At 61.4% G+C, this 16529-nt stretch carries 15 protein-coding genes and 1 tRNA gene; 8 read left to right on the forward strand and 8 right to left on the reverse strand.

Annotation, left to right across the window (positions count from 1 at the left end):
- Positions 1-14: 14 nt before the first annotated feature.
- Both ATI14_RS17110 and ATI14_RS17115 read left to right on the forward strand, forming a co-directional pair.
- The gene (locus ATI14_RS17110) at positions 15-2477 is read left to right on the forward strand and encodes an EAL domain-containing protein (protein ID WP_016970088.1); all 2463 of its coding nucleotides are present in this window, start codon (positions 15-17) and stop codon (positions 2475-2477) included.
- A gap of 77 nt (positions 2478-2554) precedes the next feature.
- The gene (locus tag ATI14_RS17115) at positions 2555-3328 is read left to right on the forward strand and encodes an iron-containing redox enzyme family protein (protein WP_218166430.1); all 774 of its coding nucleotides are present in this window, start codon (positions 2555-2557) and stop codon (positions 3326-3328) included.
- Positions 3329-3375: 47 nt separating this feature from the next.
- On the opposite strand, the gene ATI14_RS17120 is transcribed toward ATI14_RS17115, so the two are convergent.
- The gene (locus tag ATI14_RS17120; protein WP_016970086.1) at positions 3376-4302 is read right to left on the reverse strand and encodes a GGDEF domain-containing protein; all 927 of its coding nucleotides are present in this window, start codon (positions 4300-4302) and stop codon (positions 3376-3378) included.
- 302 nt (positions 4303-4604) lie between these two features.
- Positions 4605-5741, reverse strand: coding sequence for an FMN-dependent L-lactate dehydrogenase LldD (gene lldD / locus ATI14_RS17125; RefSeq protein WP_080520325.1), 1137 nt, complete (start codon positions 5739-5741; stop codon positions 4605-4607).
- A 101-nt stretch (positions 5742-5842) separates the two neighbouring features.
- On the opposite strand from lldD, the gene ATI14_RS17130 reads away from it, so the two are divergent.
- From ATI14_RS17130 to ATI14_RS17145, 4 genes are all read left to right on the forward strand, one after another.
- Entirely contained in the window at positions 5843-6730 is an 888-nt protein-coding gene (locus ATI14_RS17130; protein ID WP_016970082.1) for a LysR family transcriptional regulator, read from the forward strand.
- A gap of 72 nt (positions 6731-6802) precedes the next feature.
- Positions 6803-6878: transfer RNA gene (locus ATI14_RS17135), tRNA-Asn, on the forward strand.
- A 128-nt stretch (positions 6879-7006) separates the two neighbouring features.
- On the forward strand, positions 7007-7885 hold the full coding sequence (locus ATI14_RS17140; RefSeq protein ID WP_016970080.1) for an AraC family transcriptional regulator: 879 nt from the start codon (positions 7007-7009) through the stop codon (positions 7883-7885).
- Positions 7886-7981: 96 nt separating this feature from the next.
- On the forward strand, positions 7982-8458 hold the full coding sequence (locus tag ATI14_RS17145; protein WP_016970078.1) for a cupin domain-containing protein: 477 nt from the start codon (positions 7982-7984) through the stop codon (positions 8456-8458).
- A gap of 30 nt (positions 8459-8488) precedes the next feature.
- Here the strand turns inward: ATI14_RS17145 and ATI14_RS17150 are convergent, their stop codons facing one another.
- The 3 genes from ATI14_RS17150 to ATI14_RS17160 form a co-directional block, all read right to left on the reverse strand.
- A complete protein-coding gene (locus ATI14_RS17150; protein ID WP_016970076.1) occupies positions 8489-8719 on the reverse strand; it encodes a DUF2790 domain-containing protein in 231 nt (76 codons plus the stop codon).
- Between the two features lie 17 nt (positions 8720-8736).
- On the reverse strand, positions 8737-9312 hold the full coding sequence (gene rclC / locus ATI14_RS17155) for a reactive chlorine resistance membrane protein RclC (protein WP_016970074.1): 576 nt from the start codon (positions 9310-9312) through the stop codon (positions 8737-8739).
- A 105-nt stretch (positions 9313-9417) separates the two neighbouring features.
- Positions 9418-10335, reverse strand: a complete 918-nt coding sequence (locus ATI14_RS17160) for a LysR substrate-binding domain-containing protein (RefSeq protein ID WP_016970071.1) — start codon at positions 10333-10335, stop codon at positions 9418-9420.
- A gap of 179 nt (positions 10336-10514) precedes the next feature.
- Between ATI14_RS17160 and ATI14_RS17165 the strand changes: the two genes are divergently transcribed.
- Both ATI14_RS17165 and cuyB read left to right on the forward strand, forming a co-directional pair.
- Entirely contained in the window at positions 10515-11777 is a 1263-nt protein-coding gene (locus ATI14_RS17165; protein ID WP_016970069.1) for a dicarboxylate/amino acid:cation symporter, read from the forward strand.
- Positions 11774-13213 carry a cysteate racemase gene (gene cuyB, locus ATI14_RS17170; protein WP_080520324.1) on the forward strand — a complete coding sequence of 480 codons (1440 nt, stop codon included), beginning with the start codon at positions 11774-11776 and terminating at the stop codon, positions 13211-13213. Before ATI14_RS17165 ends, cuyB begins: the two co-directional genes overlap by 4 nt.
- Before the next feature lie 15 nt (positions 13214-13228).
- On the opposite strand, the gene ATI14_RS17175 is transcribed toward cuyB, so the two are convergent.
- From ATI14_RS17175 to ATI14_RS17185, 3 genes are all read right to left on the reverse strand, one after another.
- A complete protein-coding gene (locus ATI14_RS17175) occupies positions 13229-14497 on the reverse strand; it encodes a cation:dicarboxylate symporter family transporter (protein WP_016970065.1) in 1269 nt (422 codons plus the stop codon).
- A gap of 94 nt (positions 14498-14591) precedes the next feature.
- Complete coding sequence (locus tag ATI14_RS17180) at positions 14592-15800, reverse strand: pyridoxal phosphate-dependent aminotransferase (protein ID WP_016970063.1); 1209 nt, start codon at positions 15798-15800, stop codon at positions 14592-14594.
- Between the two features lie 11 nt (positions 15801-15811).
- The gene (locus ATI14_RS17185) at positions 15812-16477 is read right to left on the reverse strand and encodes an RraA family protein (RefSeq protein WP_016970061.1); all 666 of its coding nucleotides are present in this window, start codon (positions 16475-16477) and stop codon (positions 15812-15814) included.
- Positions 16478-16529 lie beyond the last annotated feature (52 nt).

Genomic DNA, 16529 nt, shown 5'->3' on the forward strand with positions numbered 1-16529 from the left:
GTGCAAGGGACTTCATGAAGCAAAAGCGGACTCTCGGAACGCCACGGCTGTTGGGCATCGTCTGGCCCTTTATCGCCGTTGTGCTGTTCCAGGCATTGTTGGGCTGTGTCAGTCTCTACGTGCTTTCAGCGGTGCGCGGCTACGTGGCAGGCGAAAGCTTGTGGTCCAAGGGTCAGAAAGACGCCATCTATTACCTGACGCTTTACGCCGATAACCGCGACGAAGGCACTTACCTCAAATACCAGCAGGCGATTGCCGTGCCCCAGGGCGGGCATGAGCTGCGCATTGCGCTGGACCACTCCACCCCCGACCTTGCCGCCGCGCGCCAGGGTATTCTCAAGGGCGGCAACCACCCCGATGACGTGTCCAGCCTGATCTGGCTGTACCTGAACTTTCGCCATTTCAGCTACCTGGAAAAAGCCATTGAGCTGTGGACCGTCGGCGACGGTTACCTGGTGCAACTGGACGAATTGGCCCAGGAGATGCACCGCGTCGTCAGCAGTGATCAGGTCAGCGGCAATCAAGTGCGCCAATGGAAGGCTCGGATTATCGCGATCAATGACGGTGTGACCCCGGCGGCCAAGGCATTCAGCGATGCCTTGGGCGAAGGCTCGCGGGTGATTTTGCGCCTGTTGCTGATCACCAACCTGGCCACTGCACTGGGCTTGATCGTCCTCGCGTTGCTGCGTACCCACAAACTCCTGGCCCAGCGCCACGCGTTCGCCAATGCCCTGCAGGCAGAGAAGGAGCGGGCGCAGATCACGCTGGAGTCCATCGGCGACGGCGTGATCACCACGGATGTCGACGGTGCCATTGCCTACATGAACCCGGCTGCCGAAGCGTTGACTCACTGGAAATCCGCCCAGGCCCAAGGCTTGCCGCTGGCGGCGCTGTTCAAGTTGCTCGACGAAAACGCCGAGCCTGACGGTTTCACGCTCATCGAACACATCATCAAGGGCCAGCTCAGCGGTGGCAGCGAACATTCCAAGCTGATCCAGCGCCTGGATGGCAGCACGGTGTCGGTCACACTGGTGGGTGCGCCGATCCGCAGCGCCGGCAAGGTAAGCGGCGCCGTGCTGGTGTTGCACGACATGACGCAGGAACGTCAATACATCGCCAACCTGTCGTGGCAGGCCACCCATGACGCCTTGACCGGCCTGGCCAACCGCCGTGAGTTCGAGTTCCGTCTGGAGCAGGTGTTGCATCAGGCCGGGCGCCATCAGAACGGGCGCCACGCCTTGATGTTTCTCGATCTGGACCAGTTCAAGCTGGTCAACGATACCTGTGGCCATGCGGCGGGCGACGAATTGTTGCGGCACATTTGCGCGCTGTTGCAATCGGACCTGCGTGAAGGCGACACCCTGGCGCGTCTGGGCGGGGACGAGTTTGGCATCCTGCTGGAAAACTGCCCGGCGCCGGTGGCGGAGAAAATCGCAGAGAGCCTGCGCCATACCGTACAAAGCCTGCATTTTGTGTGGAAGGGCCGGCCGTTCATGACCACCGTGAGCATTGGGCTGGTGCACATTTCGAACACGCCCACCACGCTGGAAACGTCACTGCGCGCCGCCGATATGGCGTGCTACATGGCCAAGGAGAAGGGCCGCAACCGCGTGCAGGTCTACCACGCCGATGACTCGGAACTGTCGGTGCGATTTGGTGAGATGGCCTGGGTGCAACGGTTGCACATGGCGCTGGAAGAAAACCGCTTCTGCCTGTACGCCCAGGAGATCTCTCCCTTGGGGCTGACCGACGGCGGTACTGGCCACATCGAAATCCTCCTGCGTCTGCACGATGAAGCCGGCAGGATCATTCTTCCCGACAGCTTCATTCCCGCCGCCGAACGTTATGGATTGATGACGTCGCTGGACCGTTGGGTGGTGGAAAATGTATTTAAAATTATTGCGGACTGCCTGCGCGAACGACCAGGCCGTCCTATGGCCATATGTGCGATTAATCTGTCAGGTATAACTATTGGCGATGAAGACTTTCTCGGTTTTTTACGTGAGAAATTCGCCGCTTATAACATTCCACCCACAATGATCTGTTTTGAAATAACAGAAACCAGTGCAATCGCCAATTTAGGCAGCGCCATTCGTTTTATTAATGAACTCAAAGCCTTAGGTTGTCATTTCTCGCTGGATGACTTTTGTGCCGGAATGTCCTCATTCGCCTATCTCAAACATTTACCTGTAGACTTCCTGAAGATCGATGGAAGTTTCGTAAAGGATATGCTGGACGACCCGATTAACCGCGCAATGGTCGAAGTGATCAATCACATCGGCCATGTCATGGGTAAGCGCACAATTGCCGAGTTTGTTGAAACACCGCACATCGAACAGGCTTTACTTGAGATAGGTGTGGATTACGCTCAGGGTTACCTGATCGAACGCCCGCAATTGTTTACCTTTGATAGCTTGCAGTGTCGACCTGTGCGGCCGCAGCCTCTGTTATTCAAGGCGCCCGGCACATTCCGCTGAAACATTTGCTGGTCTGTACATCACACTAAAAAAGGAGCCCTACAGTGATCGACACCTTCAACAGAACCGGCCCGCTTATGGAAGCCTCCAGTTACCCCGCCTGGGCGCAAAAGCTCATCCAGGACTGTAGCGAGAGCAAGCGCCGAGTTGTCGAGCACGAACTGTATCAGCGCATGCGCGACAACACGCTCAGCGCCAAGACTCTGCGCCACTACCTGATCGGTGGCTGGCCTGTGGTCGAACAGTTTGCCTTGTACATGGCACAAAACCTCACCAAAACCAAGTTTGCCCGCCATCCTGGGGAGGATATGGCGCGGCGCTGGCTGATGCGCAATATTCGCGTGGAACTGAACCACGCCGATTATTGGGTCAATTGGGCCCGCGCACACGGCGTGAGCCTGGAAGAACTGCAAGCGCAGAACGTAGCGCCGGAATTGCACGCACTGAGCCATTGGTGCTGGCACACCAGTTCGGCCGATTCGTTGATTGTCGCGATTGCCGCCACCAACTATGCGATCGAGGGGGCGACTGGGGAGTGGTCCGCCGTGGTCTGCTCTACCGGCGTCTACGCGGCCGCCTTCCCGGAGGAAGACCGCAAGCGCGCGATGAAGTGGCTGAAGATGCACGCGCAGTACGACGATGCGCACCCGTGGGAAGCCCTGGAAATCATCTGCACCCTGGCCGGCATGAACCCGACCAAGGCCCTGCAAGTGGAGCTGCGTCAGGCCGTGTGCAAGAGTTACGACTACATGTATCTGTTTCTGGAAAGCTGCATGCGGTTGGAGAAGGAAAAGGAAAAGGCGCCCGTAGCCGTGCGTGAGCGACCGGCTCGCGTCGCCAGCGAAGCCTAAACGGCAGATAACCTGTGGCGAGGGAGCAAGCTCCCCCGCCACAGGCTTTACCCCGCCATGGCCAGGCGGTTGCGGCCTTCACGCTTGGCCACATACAAAGCATTGTCGGCGCGGCGCAGCAGGCTTTCGGCAGACTCTGCAGCCAGCAAAGTCGAACAACCCAGGCTCACCGTCAATTCGATCCGCGTACCGTCCGCCCAATATTCCCGAGCTTGTGCCGCCCGGCGCAGACGTTCGCCGACCATGCCCGCCGCGTCCCGGCCGGTGTTGGACAGCAGGATCAGAAACTCTTCCCCGCCAAACCGAAACACCATATCGACGTTGCGCAGCTGGCTTTTGATTGACGCGGCCACCGCACGCAGCACGTTGTCGCCGGCGGCATGGCCGTGGGTGTCGTTGATTCTCTTGAAGTGATCGATGTCCAGCATCAGCAACGACAGCGGGTGCAGGTGCCGACGCGCCATGTCTATTTCCCGTTGCAGGGTCTGGTCCATGGCGATGCGGTTGCCGGTTTCGGTCAAGGGGTCGCGCAGGGCGCTGCGGGTAGCCGCGCGGTAGAGCAGAGCGTTGCGCATCGGGTAGAGCAACGTTGCCAGCAGAGACTCAAGCTGGTTCAGTTCATCTTCGATCAAACGCTGGTTGCGGCGAAATATCAATTCACCCAAATGCTCACCTTCATGGCTCAAGGTGTAGCTCACCGAGTGGTGGCCGCGATGGCCGAACTCCAGGCGCAGGTCGCTGGCCTGGTGGCGATAGTGCAGCGCATCCAAAGGCACCAGGCGCTGGATCTCGCGAAAGAACAAACCGAGGATGCGTTCCGGCTCCAGGCTGGTCTGCAATTGCTGGCTCAGCTGCTGGCGCAGTTGCGCGAAGGTGACGGGGCGGTGGGGGCGCAGAGCTGGTTGACCAAACCCCAGGCGTTGCAATTTGGCACTGTCGAAGTCAATTGCGTTGGTCTGGGTCGGTGTTTTCATAAGCTGACGGCCTCTAAGCACTTAACTGTCTTACAGGCTCGATGAGAGTGGCGAGTGCCAAGCGTCTTACTGTTCCTTCAGTTCCGTAAAACATTGGAAACAGTTTAAACCGCTTTGCCGTGGCTTTATAACCCCTGGGCCCTGCCACACGTCTTGTCATCGCTTAACCTGCTTGTAGAAAGTTAGAGCGAGATTCATGCCACTTCGAATAACTCGATAAAATTCTTTATAAATCAATCGGCTGATCTGAAAGTTAGCCTCAGCCGATAGTGAGGCGTGCCAGTTATTTGGCAAGTTTGCGGTCAACTTTGTACCAGCGTATTGCGATCTATCTGGTCGATTGATGTCACACCGGTCAAGGTCATGGCGACGCGCATTTCCCTGGCGAAAATATCCAGCAGGTTTTCCACGCCGCGCTGGCCATCGGCGGCCAGTGCATAGGCCGTGGCGCGGCCCAACAGGCAAGCCTTGGCGCCGAGGGCGAGCATGCGCACCACGTCCAGGCCCGAACGAATGCCCGAGTCCACCAGCACGGTCAGGTCATCGCCCACCCGCTCGGCGATCGGCGGCAGGGCTTTGGCGGTGGACAGCACACCGTCCAATTGCCGGCCGCCGTGGTTGGAAACCACGATGCCATCGGCGCCGAAACTCACGGCATCCTTGGCGTCCTGTGGGTCGAGGATGCCTTTGATGATCATCGGGCCTTTCCAGAAGTCGCGGATCCATTCCAGGTCTTTCCAGCTGATGGACGGGTCGAAGTTGTTGGCCAGCCAGCCGACGTAATCTTCAAGGGTGGTGGCTTTGCCGAGGTATTTGGAAATGTTGCCCAGGTCGTGCGGGCGGCCCATCACGCCGACGTCGAAAGCCCATTGCGGTTTGGTCACTGCTTGCAACAGGCGCCGCGAGGCGGCAAATGGCCCGGACATGCCCGAGTGCGCATCCCGGTAGCGCGCGCCCGGCGTCGGCATATCGACGGTGAACACCAGCGTGGTCACCCCGGCCGCCTGCGCACGCTCCAGCGCATTGCGCATGAAGCCGCGGTCCTTGAGCACGTACAGCTGGAACCAGATCGACTGCGGGCTTTGCGACGCCACCTTTTCAATCGAACACACCGACACCGTCGACAGGCAAAACGGTATGCCCTGATTGGCTGCCGCCTTGGCTGCCTGCACCTCGCCGCGCCGTGCATACATGCCGGTCAGGCCGACGGGGCTGAGGATGACCGGCATCGCCTGTTCCTGGCCGAACAGTGTGGTCTTCAGGCTCAGGTTGTCGACATTGCGCAAGATGCGCTGGCGCAGGCTGATGTCGGCCAGGTCCGAACTGTTCGCGCGCAGGGTGTGTTCGGCGTAAGCGCCGCCATCAATGTAGTCAAACAGAAAGCGCGGCAGTTTGCGCCTGGCGGCTTCGCGGTAATCGGACGCAGACGAGATGATCATGAACGGTGTCTCCACGGGGCAAGGTGGGTTCACGATAAGCAAACATCTGTCATGATAAAAACAACTTTTATCGCTGGCATGAAGTCGCAAAAGGAATACCGATGAACTTGAGAACACTGCGTGCGTTCGTTGAGGTGGTGCGCCAGGGCGGCTTTTCTCAGGCGGCCGAGGTGGTATCGCTGACGCAATCCACAGTCAGCAAGGCAGTCAAGACGCTGGAGGAGGAGCTGGGCACTCCGTTGATTAATCGTCTTGGCCACAAGAACGAACTGACGGCTGCCGGAGAAATTGCCTACCGCCGCGCCCTGGTGTTGCTCGCCGAACGCAACGATTTGGTGGCCGAGATCAATGACCTGCGCGGCCTCAAGCGCGGCCTGCTGCGCATCGGCCTGCCGCCGGTGGGCTGCGGCGTGCTGTTTGCGGCAATGTTCACGGCTTATCGCAGCCGCTATCCGGACATCGAAATCGAGCTCACCGAATACGGCAGTAAAAAGCTGCGGGAATGTCTGGACGCCGGCGAGGTGGACCTTGCTGCGCTGCTGTTACCGGTGGACGAGGATTTTGACTACCAGCCCGTGCGCAATGAACCGCTGGTGGCCGTGCTGCCGCTGAATCACCCGCTGGCCGGTCGCACCCGCATCGACTTCACCGACCTGGCCGACTCGCCGTTCATTCTGTTCGAAGCCGGTTTTGCCCTGAACGCCAAGATTCTCGCCGCCTGCGAGCGCAAAGGCGTGACGCCGCGAGTGACGGCGCGCAGCGGGCAGATCGATTTTATTGTCGATCTGGTGGCGGCCGGTTTGGGTGTGGCCTTCCTGCCGCGCATGCTGGCGCACAAGCACCAACACGCAGGCATCGCCCTGATTCCACTGGACGAAGCCCACACCGATTGGCACATCGCCCTGGCCTGGCGTGCCGGCGCGCATCTGCCACCGGCGGCGCGTGCCTGGCTGGATCTGGCCAGGGAAATGGCCAGCCCGGCACAGTGACGGCACCGCTCATCCGGACGAATACGTGCAAGTGCTTGACTTCTTCTTTTTAATCAGTAACATACGGCGCATTCCGCGATAGCTCAGTTGGTAGAGCAAATGACTGTTAATCATTGGGTCCCTGGTTCGAGTCCAGGTCGTGGAGCCAGATAGAGAAAAGCCTGCAGAAATGCAGGCTTTTTTTTGCCCTGGATTCGGCCACGGCTTAATATCCTTGCCTTGTGTTCAAGGACGGACCCCCACCTGCACTTCGCTGGCATTCGGGAGGTTGGCTCGATGACACACGCAAAAATCGCGGCGCGGCACAACGGCGCGCTGATCCCGCTGTTCGGCTCCAGCGTCACCGGGGCTGCGTCTCCCGCCGCCATGCCGGTGGAAACCCATCGCATTGAGCCTGGCCATTGGCATACCCACCGGCTGGATGCGCAGATGCTGACGCTGTTCCTGCGCAGCAGTCGCTTGCTGCATTGCACCGAAAAGGCCGATGCCCGGCAGATTCCGGTCGCCGCGCGCTCACTGGCGTTTTCATTGCGCGGGCGCGATGAAAGCATCCGCTGGCTGGCTCCGGCTCATTTGGTCAGCGTCACCCTCAGTGATGACACCCTGCAGGCTGCGGCTGAAGAGCGTGGCAAGGGTCGCTTCGAGTTGTTGGCGTGTCCCGGGGTGCGCGATGAGCGGCTGAGCGCGTTGTTTCAGGCGTTGTACCAGGAGCAGGCTGACGGTTTCCCGTCCGGGCGGCTGTTTGTTGACGGGATCGAGCAGGCAATCGCCGCCTCGCTGGTCAACCGCTACAACGTGTTTACCCCGGCGGCGGGAAAACCCCTCAACAGCCTGCCGCTCTATTGCTCACGTCGGGTCGAGGACTACATTCACACTCACCTCGACCAACGCCTGTCGTTGCACGAACTGGCCCAGTGCGCCGGTTTCAGCCGGGCGCATTTTTCCCGGTTGTTCCTGGCCACGTTCGGCATGGCGCCGCATCAGTATGTGCTCAAGGCCCGTATCGAGAAGGCCAGGCTGCTGCTGCGCCAGCCGGCGCTGTCGGTGCTGGACATCGCCCTGACCTGTGGCTTTCAGACCCCGCAACATTTTTCCCGAACCTTTCGCGGCCTGACCGGCATGAGCCCCACTGACTTTCGGCGCGCTTGCCAATAAGCACGATTCGGCAACCCGGCGCACGTTTCGGCACGCATGACCGGCGCGCGCCATGCTCAACTTTCGGTTCCCATTCCAGTTGCTGAAGGTCGCGCGATGTTGGTCGAACCCGCTGTTCATAAAACGGATCCAGACACTTACCTGCTCTTTGGTGTGCAGTTGAAAATCCTGCTGTCGAGCCGCGAAACCGCGGGCCAGTTCTCGATGGTCGAGGGGCTGATGCCCCCCGGTTGCGATGCCGGGTTGCACCTGCACATCCACGAAGACGAGTCGATGTATTTGTATGAAGGGGAGCTGGAGGTCACCATCGGCGACGAGGTGTTCACGCTCAAGGCGGGTGAAAGCTATTTCGCCCCGCGCAATGTGCCGCAACGGTTGCGTAACCTGGGGAGCACCACGGTGCGTGCCGTGGTGATGGGCACGCCCGGTGGGTTTGACGAGTTTGTCGCCGCCGCGGGCATTCCAGTTATCGATGGGGTGGTGCCACCGATGGAGGCACCGAACGAGGCGCAGTTGCGGGCAGTGGTTGCGCTGGCAGAGCAACACGGTATTCGTATCCTGGCCGGCAACTGACCGCACGGCGCCTGCGGTAGCGTCGGGCATTCAACTGTTACAGCCGCCGCCCATCACCAGGTAGGTTGCGATGTGCCGCACGCCCTGGGAGTCGTCGTAGACCCATTCCACCGGCACCACGCCGCAGGCCTGGCTGGTGTCGGTGACGCTGATGGTTCTGGCCACATCCAGCGGTACGCCGGTGCGTGCAGGTTCAGGTGCCGGGGCGGCGAATGCGTGGCTGACGACGAGGGCGAGGGGCAAGGCGAACAGAATTTTCATGGCAGCTCTCCAGGGGATCAAAGGGTGTGTTCTTGCAACAAGCGACGAGCGGAATCGGCCATCACGGGCAGGGCGCCGGCGAGCATCAGCACGTCCTTGAGCACCAGGCGGCCGCCGCCGGACAAGTAAGGAAAACCGTGCTGGGCATCACCCGCCGCACTCACCCAGGCTTCAGGGGTGGTGATCAGAAAGCTCAACGTGACCAACGGCGTGGCAAAGGCGAGCGCGCCGCCCAGCAGGCCGGTCTTGCGTGAGAGCGGGTTGGACAGCACCAGCAAACCGATGAGGATTTCCACAGCGCCCAGGCCATTGGAAAAGGCGTAGGTGTTGTTCGCGGTTTGCCACGCGCGCTGCTCAGGTGCCAACTCGCCTTCGTGGGTCAAGTGCGCCTTGTAGTCCTGCGGGTGCTGATAGAAGAACGAGAGGAACGGGCTGTTGGCGACAAAAGGGGTGATGCTGTCGGCTTCATAGGGGACGAATTTGAGTGCGCCGATCCACAAGAAGACGATGGCAATCGCCAGGCGCATCAGGTGGGTACCCAGGGTGTCGAGCTTGCCGACGACCCGCAGGCCAGCAGTGAACGTGTGCAACATGAGGGCTTCTCCAGTCATTCCACGGGGTGTGTGAACGTGGGAGAAGTGTGCGGTTTTGCCCCGTTGCGCCTTGTCTCGCAAGGCTCAGTTTTTTGTCTGATCGTCTCAAAGATGCGCGCTGCAAGCTCCGGCTTCCAACGTGCGCCATAGCTTTCTCATGGTCGGGTTCTGGTTGGCACTTGCGCAATACGAGCGAATCTCCAGCCGCGTACTCCATTCTTCGCCGCCCGCGCGCACGAGCACGCCGCGTTCCAGTTCATCGGCCACCGCGCTCTGGGGCAACCACGCCACGCCGTAACCTTCGACCGCCATGCGCGCCAGCAGCATGGCCATGTCAGCCTCGTAGCAACGTTCCATGGTGGCAGGCGCCGGGCCGTTCTTGATCACGATTTCGGCGACGCGCGCCAAAAATGTCGTGGCGGTGTAGGCCAGGTGGGGCACGGGTTTGGCTGTGGTGCCGGGCAAACGAAACAGCGGCCGCCCGCGTTTGTCCGGTGCGCACAACGGGATAAACGCATCATGCCCCAGCGCCAGGCTGCCGAAGCGTTCCGGGTCGAGCAGGATCGGCGCCAGCGGGTGGTGGTAGACGATCATCAGGTCGCAACTGCCTTCTTCCAGCGCGATCACCGCGTCATGAATATTCGCCGCCACCACCCGTGCGTTGAACTGCTCGGTCTGGCGCTGGAACTGCGCCAGCCACTTGGGCAGGAAGGTCATCGACAGGCTGTGCCCGGCGGTGACCTGAATCGAGCGGCCGGGCATGCGCTCCACCTCGCGCAGGCTGGCGCGCAGGCGCATCAGGCCGGCGAGGGCGTCACGGCTTTCCGCGCAGAACGCCTGGCCTGCGGCGGTGAGTTGCACCGGGTAGGTGCCCCGGTCGACCAGCTCGACGCCCACCCAGTCTTCCAATGAGCGAATGCGTCGCGACAGCGCCGATTGCGTCACGCAGCGCACCTCGGCGGCGCGGGAAAAATTCTTCCATTCGGCGATGGCCAACAGGTCGTCCAGCCACTTGATCTGCATGTGGGTTCCCCCTTGATGAGCCCTGAGTGTATGTCTTCGCGCCCAGGCCAGGCTGGGGTTTTCATACTTTATTCCAAAAGCGCATGGGGTTAGCCGGATTACTCATCATGGCGGCCTGGGGTCGTCCCTAGAATCGCCCCCATCACCACAACAACAAAAATCCACCTGAGGGCAGCACTGTGAAACACAACAAACTCCCCCGTCGCATTGCCGTTGGTATCGCCCTGGGCGTGCTGACGGGTTGGGCGTGTCACCACTTTGCAGGCAGCGAGCAGGCCGCGAAGGCGCTGGCCGGGTACTTTTCGATGGTCACCGATATTTTCCTGCGCATGATCAAGATGATCATCGCGCCGCTGGTGTTCGCCACGCTGGTCGGCGGCATTGCGAGCATGGGCAGCTCGCGTTCGGTGGGGCGCATCGGCTTGCGTGCGATGCTGTGGTTTGTCACCGCGTCACTGGTTTCGCTGATGCTTGGCATGGCGCTGGTGAACCTGTTCCAGCCGGGTGCCGGGTTGAATCTGCAGGTGGCACAGCAGGCTGCGGCGGCAGTGCCGGTGAGCACCGGGGATTTCAGCCTCAAGGCGTTTATCAGCCATGTATTCCCGCGCAGCATGGCCGAAGCGATGGCCAATAATGAGATCCTGCAAATCGTGGTGTTTTCGCTGTTCTTCGGCTTCGCCCTGGCCGGCGTGAAACGTGCCGGCTACACGCGCATCACCGAGACGGTGGAAGAGCTGGCCAAGGTGATGTTCAAGATTACCGACTACGTGATGGCCTTCGCGCCGGTCGGCGTATTTGCCGCGATTGCCTCGGCGATTACCACTAATGGCCTGGGCCTGCTGGCCGATTACGCCAAACTGATCGCCGAGTTTTACCTGGGCATCGCCTTGCTGTGGGTATTGTTGTTTGCTGCCGGTTACCTGTTTCTCGGGCGCTCGGTGTTCACCCTCGGCAAGCTGATCCGTGAGCCGATCCTGTTGGCGTTTTCCACCGCCAGCAGCGAGTCGGCCTACCCCAAAACCATGGAGGCGCTGGAGAAGTTCGGTGCCCCCAAACGTGTCTCCAGTTTCGTCTTGCCGCTGGGTTACTCGTTCAACCTTGACGGTTCGATGATGTACCAGGCGTTCGCCATCCTGTTTATCGCCCAGGCCTACAACATCGACCTCAGTTTCACTCAACAACTGCTGATTTTGCTGACGCTGATGATCACCAGTAAAGGCATGGCCGGGGTGGCGCGGGCATCGGTTGTGGTGGTGGCGGCGACCCTGCCGATGTTCAATCTGCCGGAAGCCGGGTTGCTGCTGATCATCGGTATCGACCAGTTCCTGGACATGGCACGCACCGCCACCAACGTGGTGGGCAACAGCATTGCCACGGCGGTGGTCGCGCAATCGGAAACAGACGAACAAGCCGCCGGGCAACCAGAGGTGGCGCGCGCATGAGCAGCACGTCGCGGTTGGGCATCGTCGGCGGGCTGGGCTCTCTGGCGGGCGGTGATCTGTTCTACAAGCTGGTCAGGTCCCGCGCTGTGCTGGCGGACCCGGGCCGCTATCACTTCCTGTTCGAGCAGCACCCGTTCAAGGATGTGGCGCTGCCGCTGGACCGCAATGCGAGCATGACCTCGCGCAAATTCTACGTGTTCCAGGTGTGCAAGGGTTTCGAAACCAGCGGAGTGGATGCCGTGCTGTTGCCGTGCTTCGCCAGCCAGACCTTTCGCGACGAAATCCAGCAGGAGCTGGGTATTCCGGTGCTGGACATGATGCAGGCCCTGGTGCGCCACATTCGCCAGAGCGTCCCGCCGGGCACCACCCTGGGCGTGATCGCCTCGGACTTTGTGCGCCACTGCGGTTTGTTTGAGCGCCACCTCGGGCAGGACTTCAACCTCGTCTACCCCGACGCCGATACCCAGGCCGCGTTGATGGAGGCGATGTACGGCGTCAACGGCATCAAGGATGGCCACCTGGAAGGCGAGCCGCTGGAAACCCTCTACCAGACGTGCCTGTCGTTGCACTTACAGGGTGCCACGCTGATGGTGCCGGGCATGACCGAACTGTCGCTGGTCTGCGATGATTTGCAGCGCCGCGGCATCCGCGTTTTGGACATCAACCGGCTCTACGCCGACTTTGCCACCCAGGCGGAAGGCCCAGCCCGTCGCCCGCCCTTCAAACTGGGGGTTGTGGGTGGCGTAGGGCCCGCCGCCACGGTGGATTTCATGGGCAAGGTGGTCGCCCACACCCCGGCGGGCAAAGACCAGGACCACATAAAAATGGTGGTGGAGCAAAACCCGCAGATCCCCGACCGCACCGCCAATCTGTTGCGCGATGAAACCGACCCGACGCTGGCGCTGTACGCCACGTGCAAACGCCTGGAAAGCGCCGGCGCCCAGGCCATCGCGATTCCGTGCAATACGGCCCATGCCTTTGTCGAGCGCATCCAGGCGCATTTGCGCGTGCCGATCGTCAATATGCTCACGGAAACCATCGAGTGGATTGCACGCACCCATGGCACCGACCAGCCAGTCGGCTTGCTCGCCACCTCGGGCACCGTGCAAAGCCAGGTCTACCACCACGCCGCACGGCGTTCGGGCCTGCACATCATCACGCCGGGTTTTGATTACCAGGCGCTGGTGATGGCGTCGATCTATGGCGAAAAAGGCATCAAGGCCGGGTTTACCGAAGGCGTGTGCCGCGAGCAACTGCTGCTCGCGGCGGAGCATTTGTGTGAACTGGGGGCGAGGGTGCTGATTCTCGGCTGCACCGAGTTGCCTCTGGTGCTGGCGCACAGCGAGGGTTTTGAGATCAACAGGTATCGGGTGGCACTGGTGGACCCCACGACGCTACTGGCGAAGCGGTGTGTGGCGTTGGCCCGCGACTGTTGATACCTGTACTCGAAATCAGTGGGCGGGCATTTTCTCTGCACTGTGCTCAGGGGCAGTCCTTGCCTCCCACTTCGCAATCACCAACGGCGCCAGCGCATTCCCCAGCACGTTCAGCGCGGTCGTCGGCATTTCCATCAGCCGGTACACGCCGGCAATAAATGCAATGCCTTCCAGCGGCAGCCCGGCGCTGCCCAGGGTTGCCGACAGAATCACGAACATGAACCCCGGCACCCCGGCGGCGCCCTTGGAGGTGAGCACCATGGTCACTACCAGCAGCGCCTGGTCGGCCAGACTCAGGTCGATGCCGTACAGCTGCGCCACGAACAGCGTGCCGATGCCGAGGAACAGCGAGGCGCCGTCGAGGTTGAATGAGTAGCCCACCGGCACCACAAAGCTCACCAGCGAAGGCGGCACGCCGTAGGTTTCAAGTTTTTTCATCAGTTGCGGCATCACCGCCGCCGAGCTGGCGGTGGAGAAGGCGAGGACCAGCTCATCCTTGATATGGCGCATCAGCGCAAACAGGTTGATCCCGCACAGCCGCGCGATGAGGTTGAGCACCACCAGCACAAAAAACACGATGGACAGGTAGCTGACCATGATCAGCTTGGCCAGCGGCAGCAGCGAGCCGAAGCCGAAGTTGGCCACGGTCACGGCGATCATGCCGAACACGCCGATGGGCGAGTAGGCCATGATCATTGAGGTGACCTTGAACATCGCATCCGACACGCCGCGCATCAGTGCGATCACCGGGTCCTTGCGTTCAGCCGGCAGACGCGACACGCCCAGGCCGAACATCACCGCGAAGAACAGCACCGACAACAGGCTGCCCTGGGCCATGGAACTGATCACGTTGTCAGGGATGATGCCGACGATGATCTGCCCCAGGCTATGGCTGCCGCCGCCACTGGTTGGCAAGGTGATATTCGCCGCCTGCAGGCTGGCCAGTTCGGTCCCGGCGCCGGGCTGGAGCAGGTTGCCGATGACCAGGCCGACGATGATCGCCAGGGTAGTGATGCAGAAGAAATAGCCCAGGGACTTCACCCCGATGCGGCCCAGTGTTTTGCCGTCGCCGTGCCCGGCGATGCCCACGACCATGCAGGCGAACACAATGGGCACCACGATCATCTTCATCAGCTTGATAAAAATATCGCCGGCCGGTTGTAAAACGTTATCCACCAGCCACGGCCGGGATTCGGGAAAACGATGCAGCAGGGCGCCGATGGCAATGCCGGCGAGCAGGCCGAGCATGATTTGCCAGACCAGCGGAATACGGGGCGTGTGCATGGGAATGCCTCATCTGAGATCAATGATTTTTAAGTTGTTGTTCTAGGCAGTCAAAAAGGCGGCCGTCCGCTGGCCGCCGGGTGCAGCCGGGGTATCAGCGCAGGTCGTGACAGGCGTCTTGCAGGCGGCGGCAGCCTTCTTCGATCACGCTCCGGGAGCTGGCGAACGACAGGCGCACATACGGCGACATGCCGTACGCCGCGCCGCTCACTGTGGCCAGGCCGTAGTCGCGCAGCAGGTAGTCGACCAATTGGGTGTCGCTTTCCAGGCGATCACCCTGTGGCGTGAGCTTGCCCATCAGCCGGCTGACGTTGACGAACACGTAGAACGCGCCGTCCGGCGGGGTCACGCTCAACTCGGGAATGCCGGCCAGCAACACCAACATCAAGGCGCGGCGTTGGCGGTATTCTTCGCGCATGTCGGCGATGGGCGTTTGGTCACCGGCAAACGCCGCCACCGCCGCGGCCTGGCTCAGGGAGCTTGGGCAGGTGGTGGTTTGCGAGAGCAGTTTGGCGATGGCCGCGATCAGCCACGCGGGGCCTGCACCAAAACCCAGGCGCCAGCCGGTCATGGCGTAGCCTTTGGAGGCGCCGTTGACGATCAGCGTGCGCGACTTGAGGTCGGGCGCCAGGCGCGTCAGCGGCAGGTGCCGGGCGTCGCCATACACGAAGTGTTCGTAGATCTCGTCGGCCATGACCAGCACATGGGGGTGACGGCGCAACACCTCGGCCAGCGCCAGCAGCTCGGCTTCGGTGTACACCGCGCCGCTGGGGTTGTTCGGGCTGTTGAGGATCACCCATTTGGTCTTCGCGGTGATGGCGTGTTCCAGCACCTGCGGGGTCAGCTTGAAGCCCAGGCTCTCGTCGCCGGGGATGATCACCGGCGTGGCGTCATTGAGCCGCGCGATGTCCGGGTACGACACCCAGTACGGCGTGTGCACGATGACTTCATCGCCGCGATTGAGTGTGGCCGCCAGCGCGTGATAGATGATGTGCTTGCCGCCGCAGCCGGCGACCACTTCGTCCAGCCCGTACACCAGGTCATTGTCCCGTTGCAGTTTCAGGCAGATCGCCTGGCGCAACGCGAGGGTGCCGGCGGTGGCGGTGTAGTGGGTGTCGCCGCTGCGCATCGCCTGGCTGGCGGCTTCGAGGATATGCGCGGGGGTGTCGAAGTCCGGCTCGCCGACGGTGAAGTTGACGATATCGCGGCCCTGGGCGCGCAGCTCGGTGACCAGGGCATTGGCCGCCACGCTGGGGGAGGGCGCAATGCCCAGCACCCGTTCGGACAAAAATGCAGTACTCATGAGGGCTTCCTTCAGTCCGCCAGGCCAGCGTTTTGCAGCACTTTGTCGATCCAGCTCTGGCGCAGGTTGCCGGTGGCGATTTCGGCTTTGACGGCTTCTTCATGCTCGGCATGTGCTCCGGCCCGGCGCAGCACTTCGGCGGCGTCGGCCTGGGAGAACGCGACCAGGCCGTCTTCATCGCCCACCACCAGGTCACCCGGGTTGATCAGCATGCCGCCGATGGACACTGGCACGTTCACCTCGCCCGGGCCGGTCTTGTAGGGGCCGGTGTGCACCACGGCGCGGGCGTAGCAGGGGGTGTCGTCGAAGCTCGCGACATCGCGGATTGCACCGTCGATCACAAACCCCACACAGCCGCGTTGCTGGGCGTAGAGCTTGACCAGCTCGCCGATCACCGCGTTGTTGGTGTCGCCCTGGCCATCCACTACCAGCACATGGCCGGGCTGCAGCAGGCTCATCGCCTTGTAGATCAGCAGGTTGTCGCCAGGCCGGGTCTTTACCGTGATCGCCGTGCCCACCAGTTTGCCGGTGCGGTTGTAGCGCGTCAGGCCGCGGGCGCCGATGTGCCGGCCGAGGTTGTCGCTGATGTGCGGCGTGACCACGTGGGCAAACGCTTCGACCAGCTCGGCCGGGGCCATGGGGGCGTTGGGAAGGATGCGGGAACCGGGCAAGGACATGGCAAATCTCCAGAATTATTAGATAGCGATGAGCTATGGCCGGATCTTAGGA

Source organism: Pseudomonas tolaasii NCPPB 2192 (assembly GCF_002813445.1).
Classification (GTDB): Bacteria; Pseudomonadota; Gammaproteobacteria; order Pseudomonadales; family Pseudomonadaceae; genus Aquipseudomonas; species Aquipseudomonas tolaasii.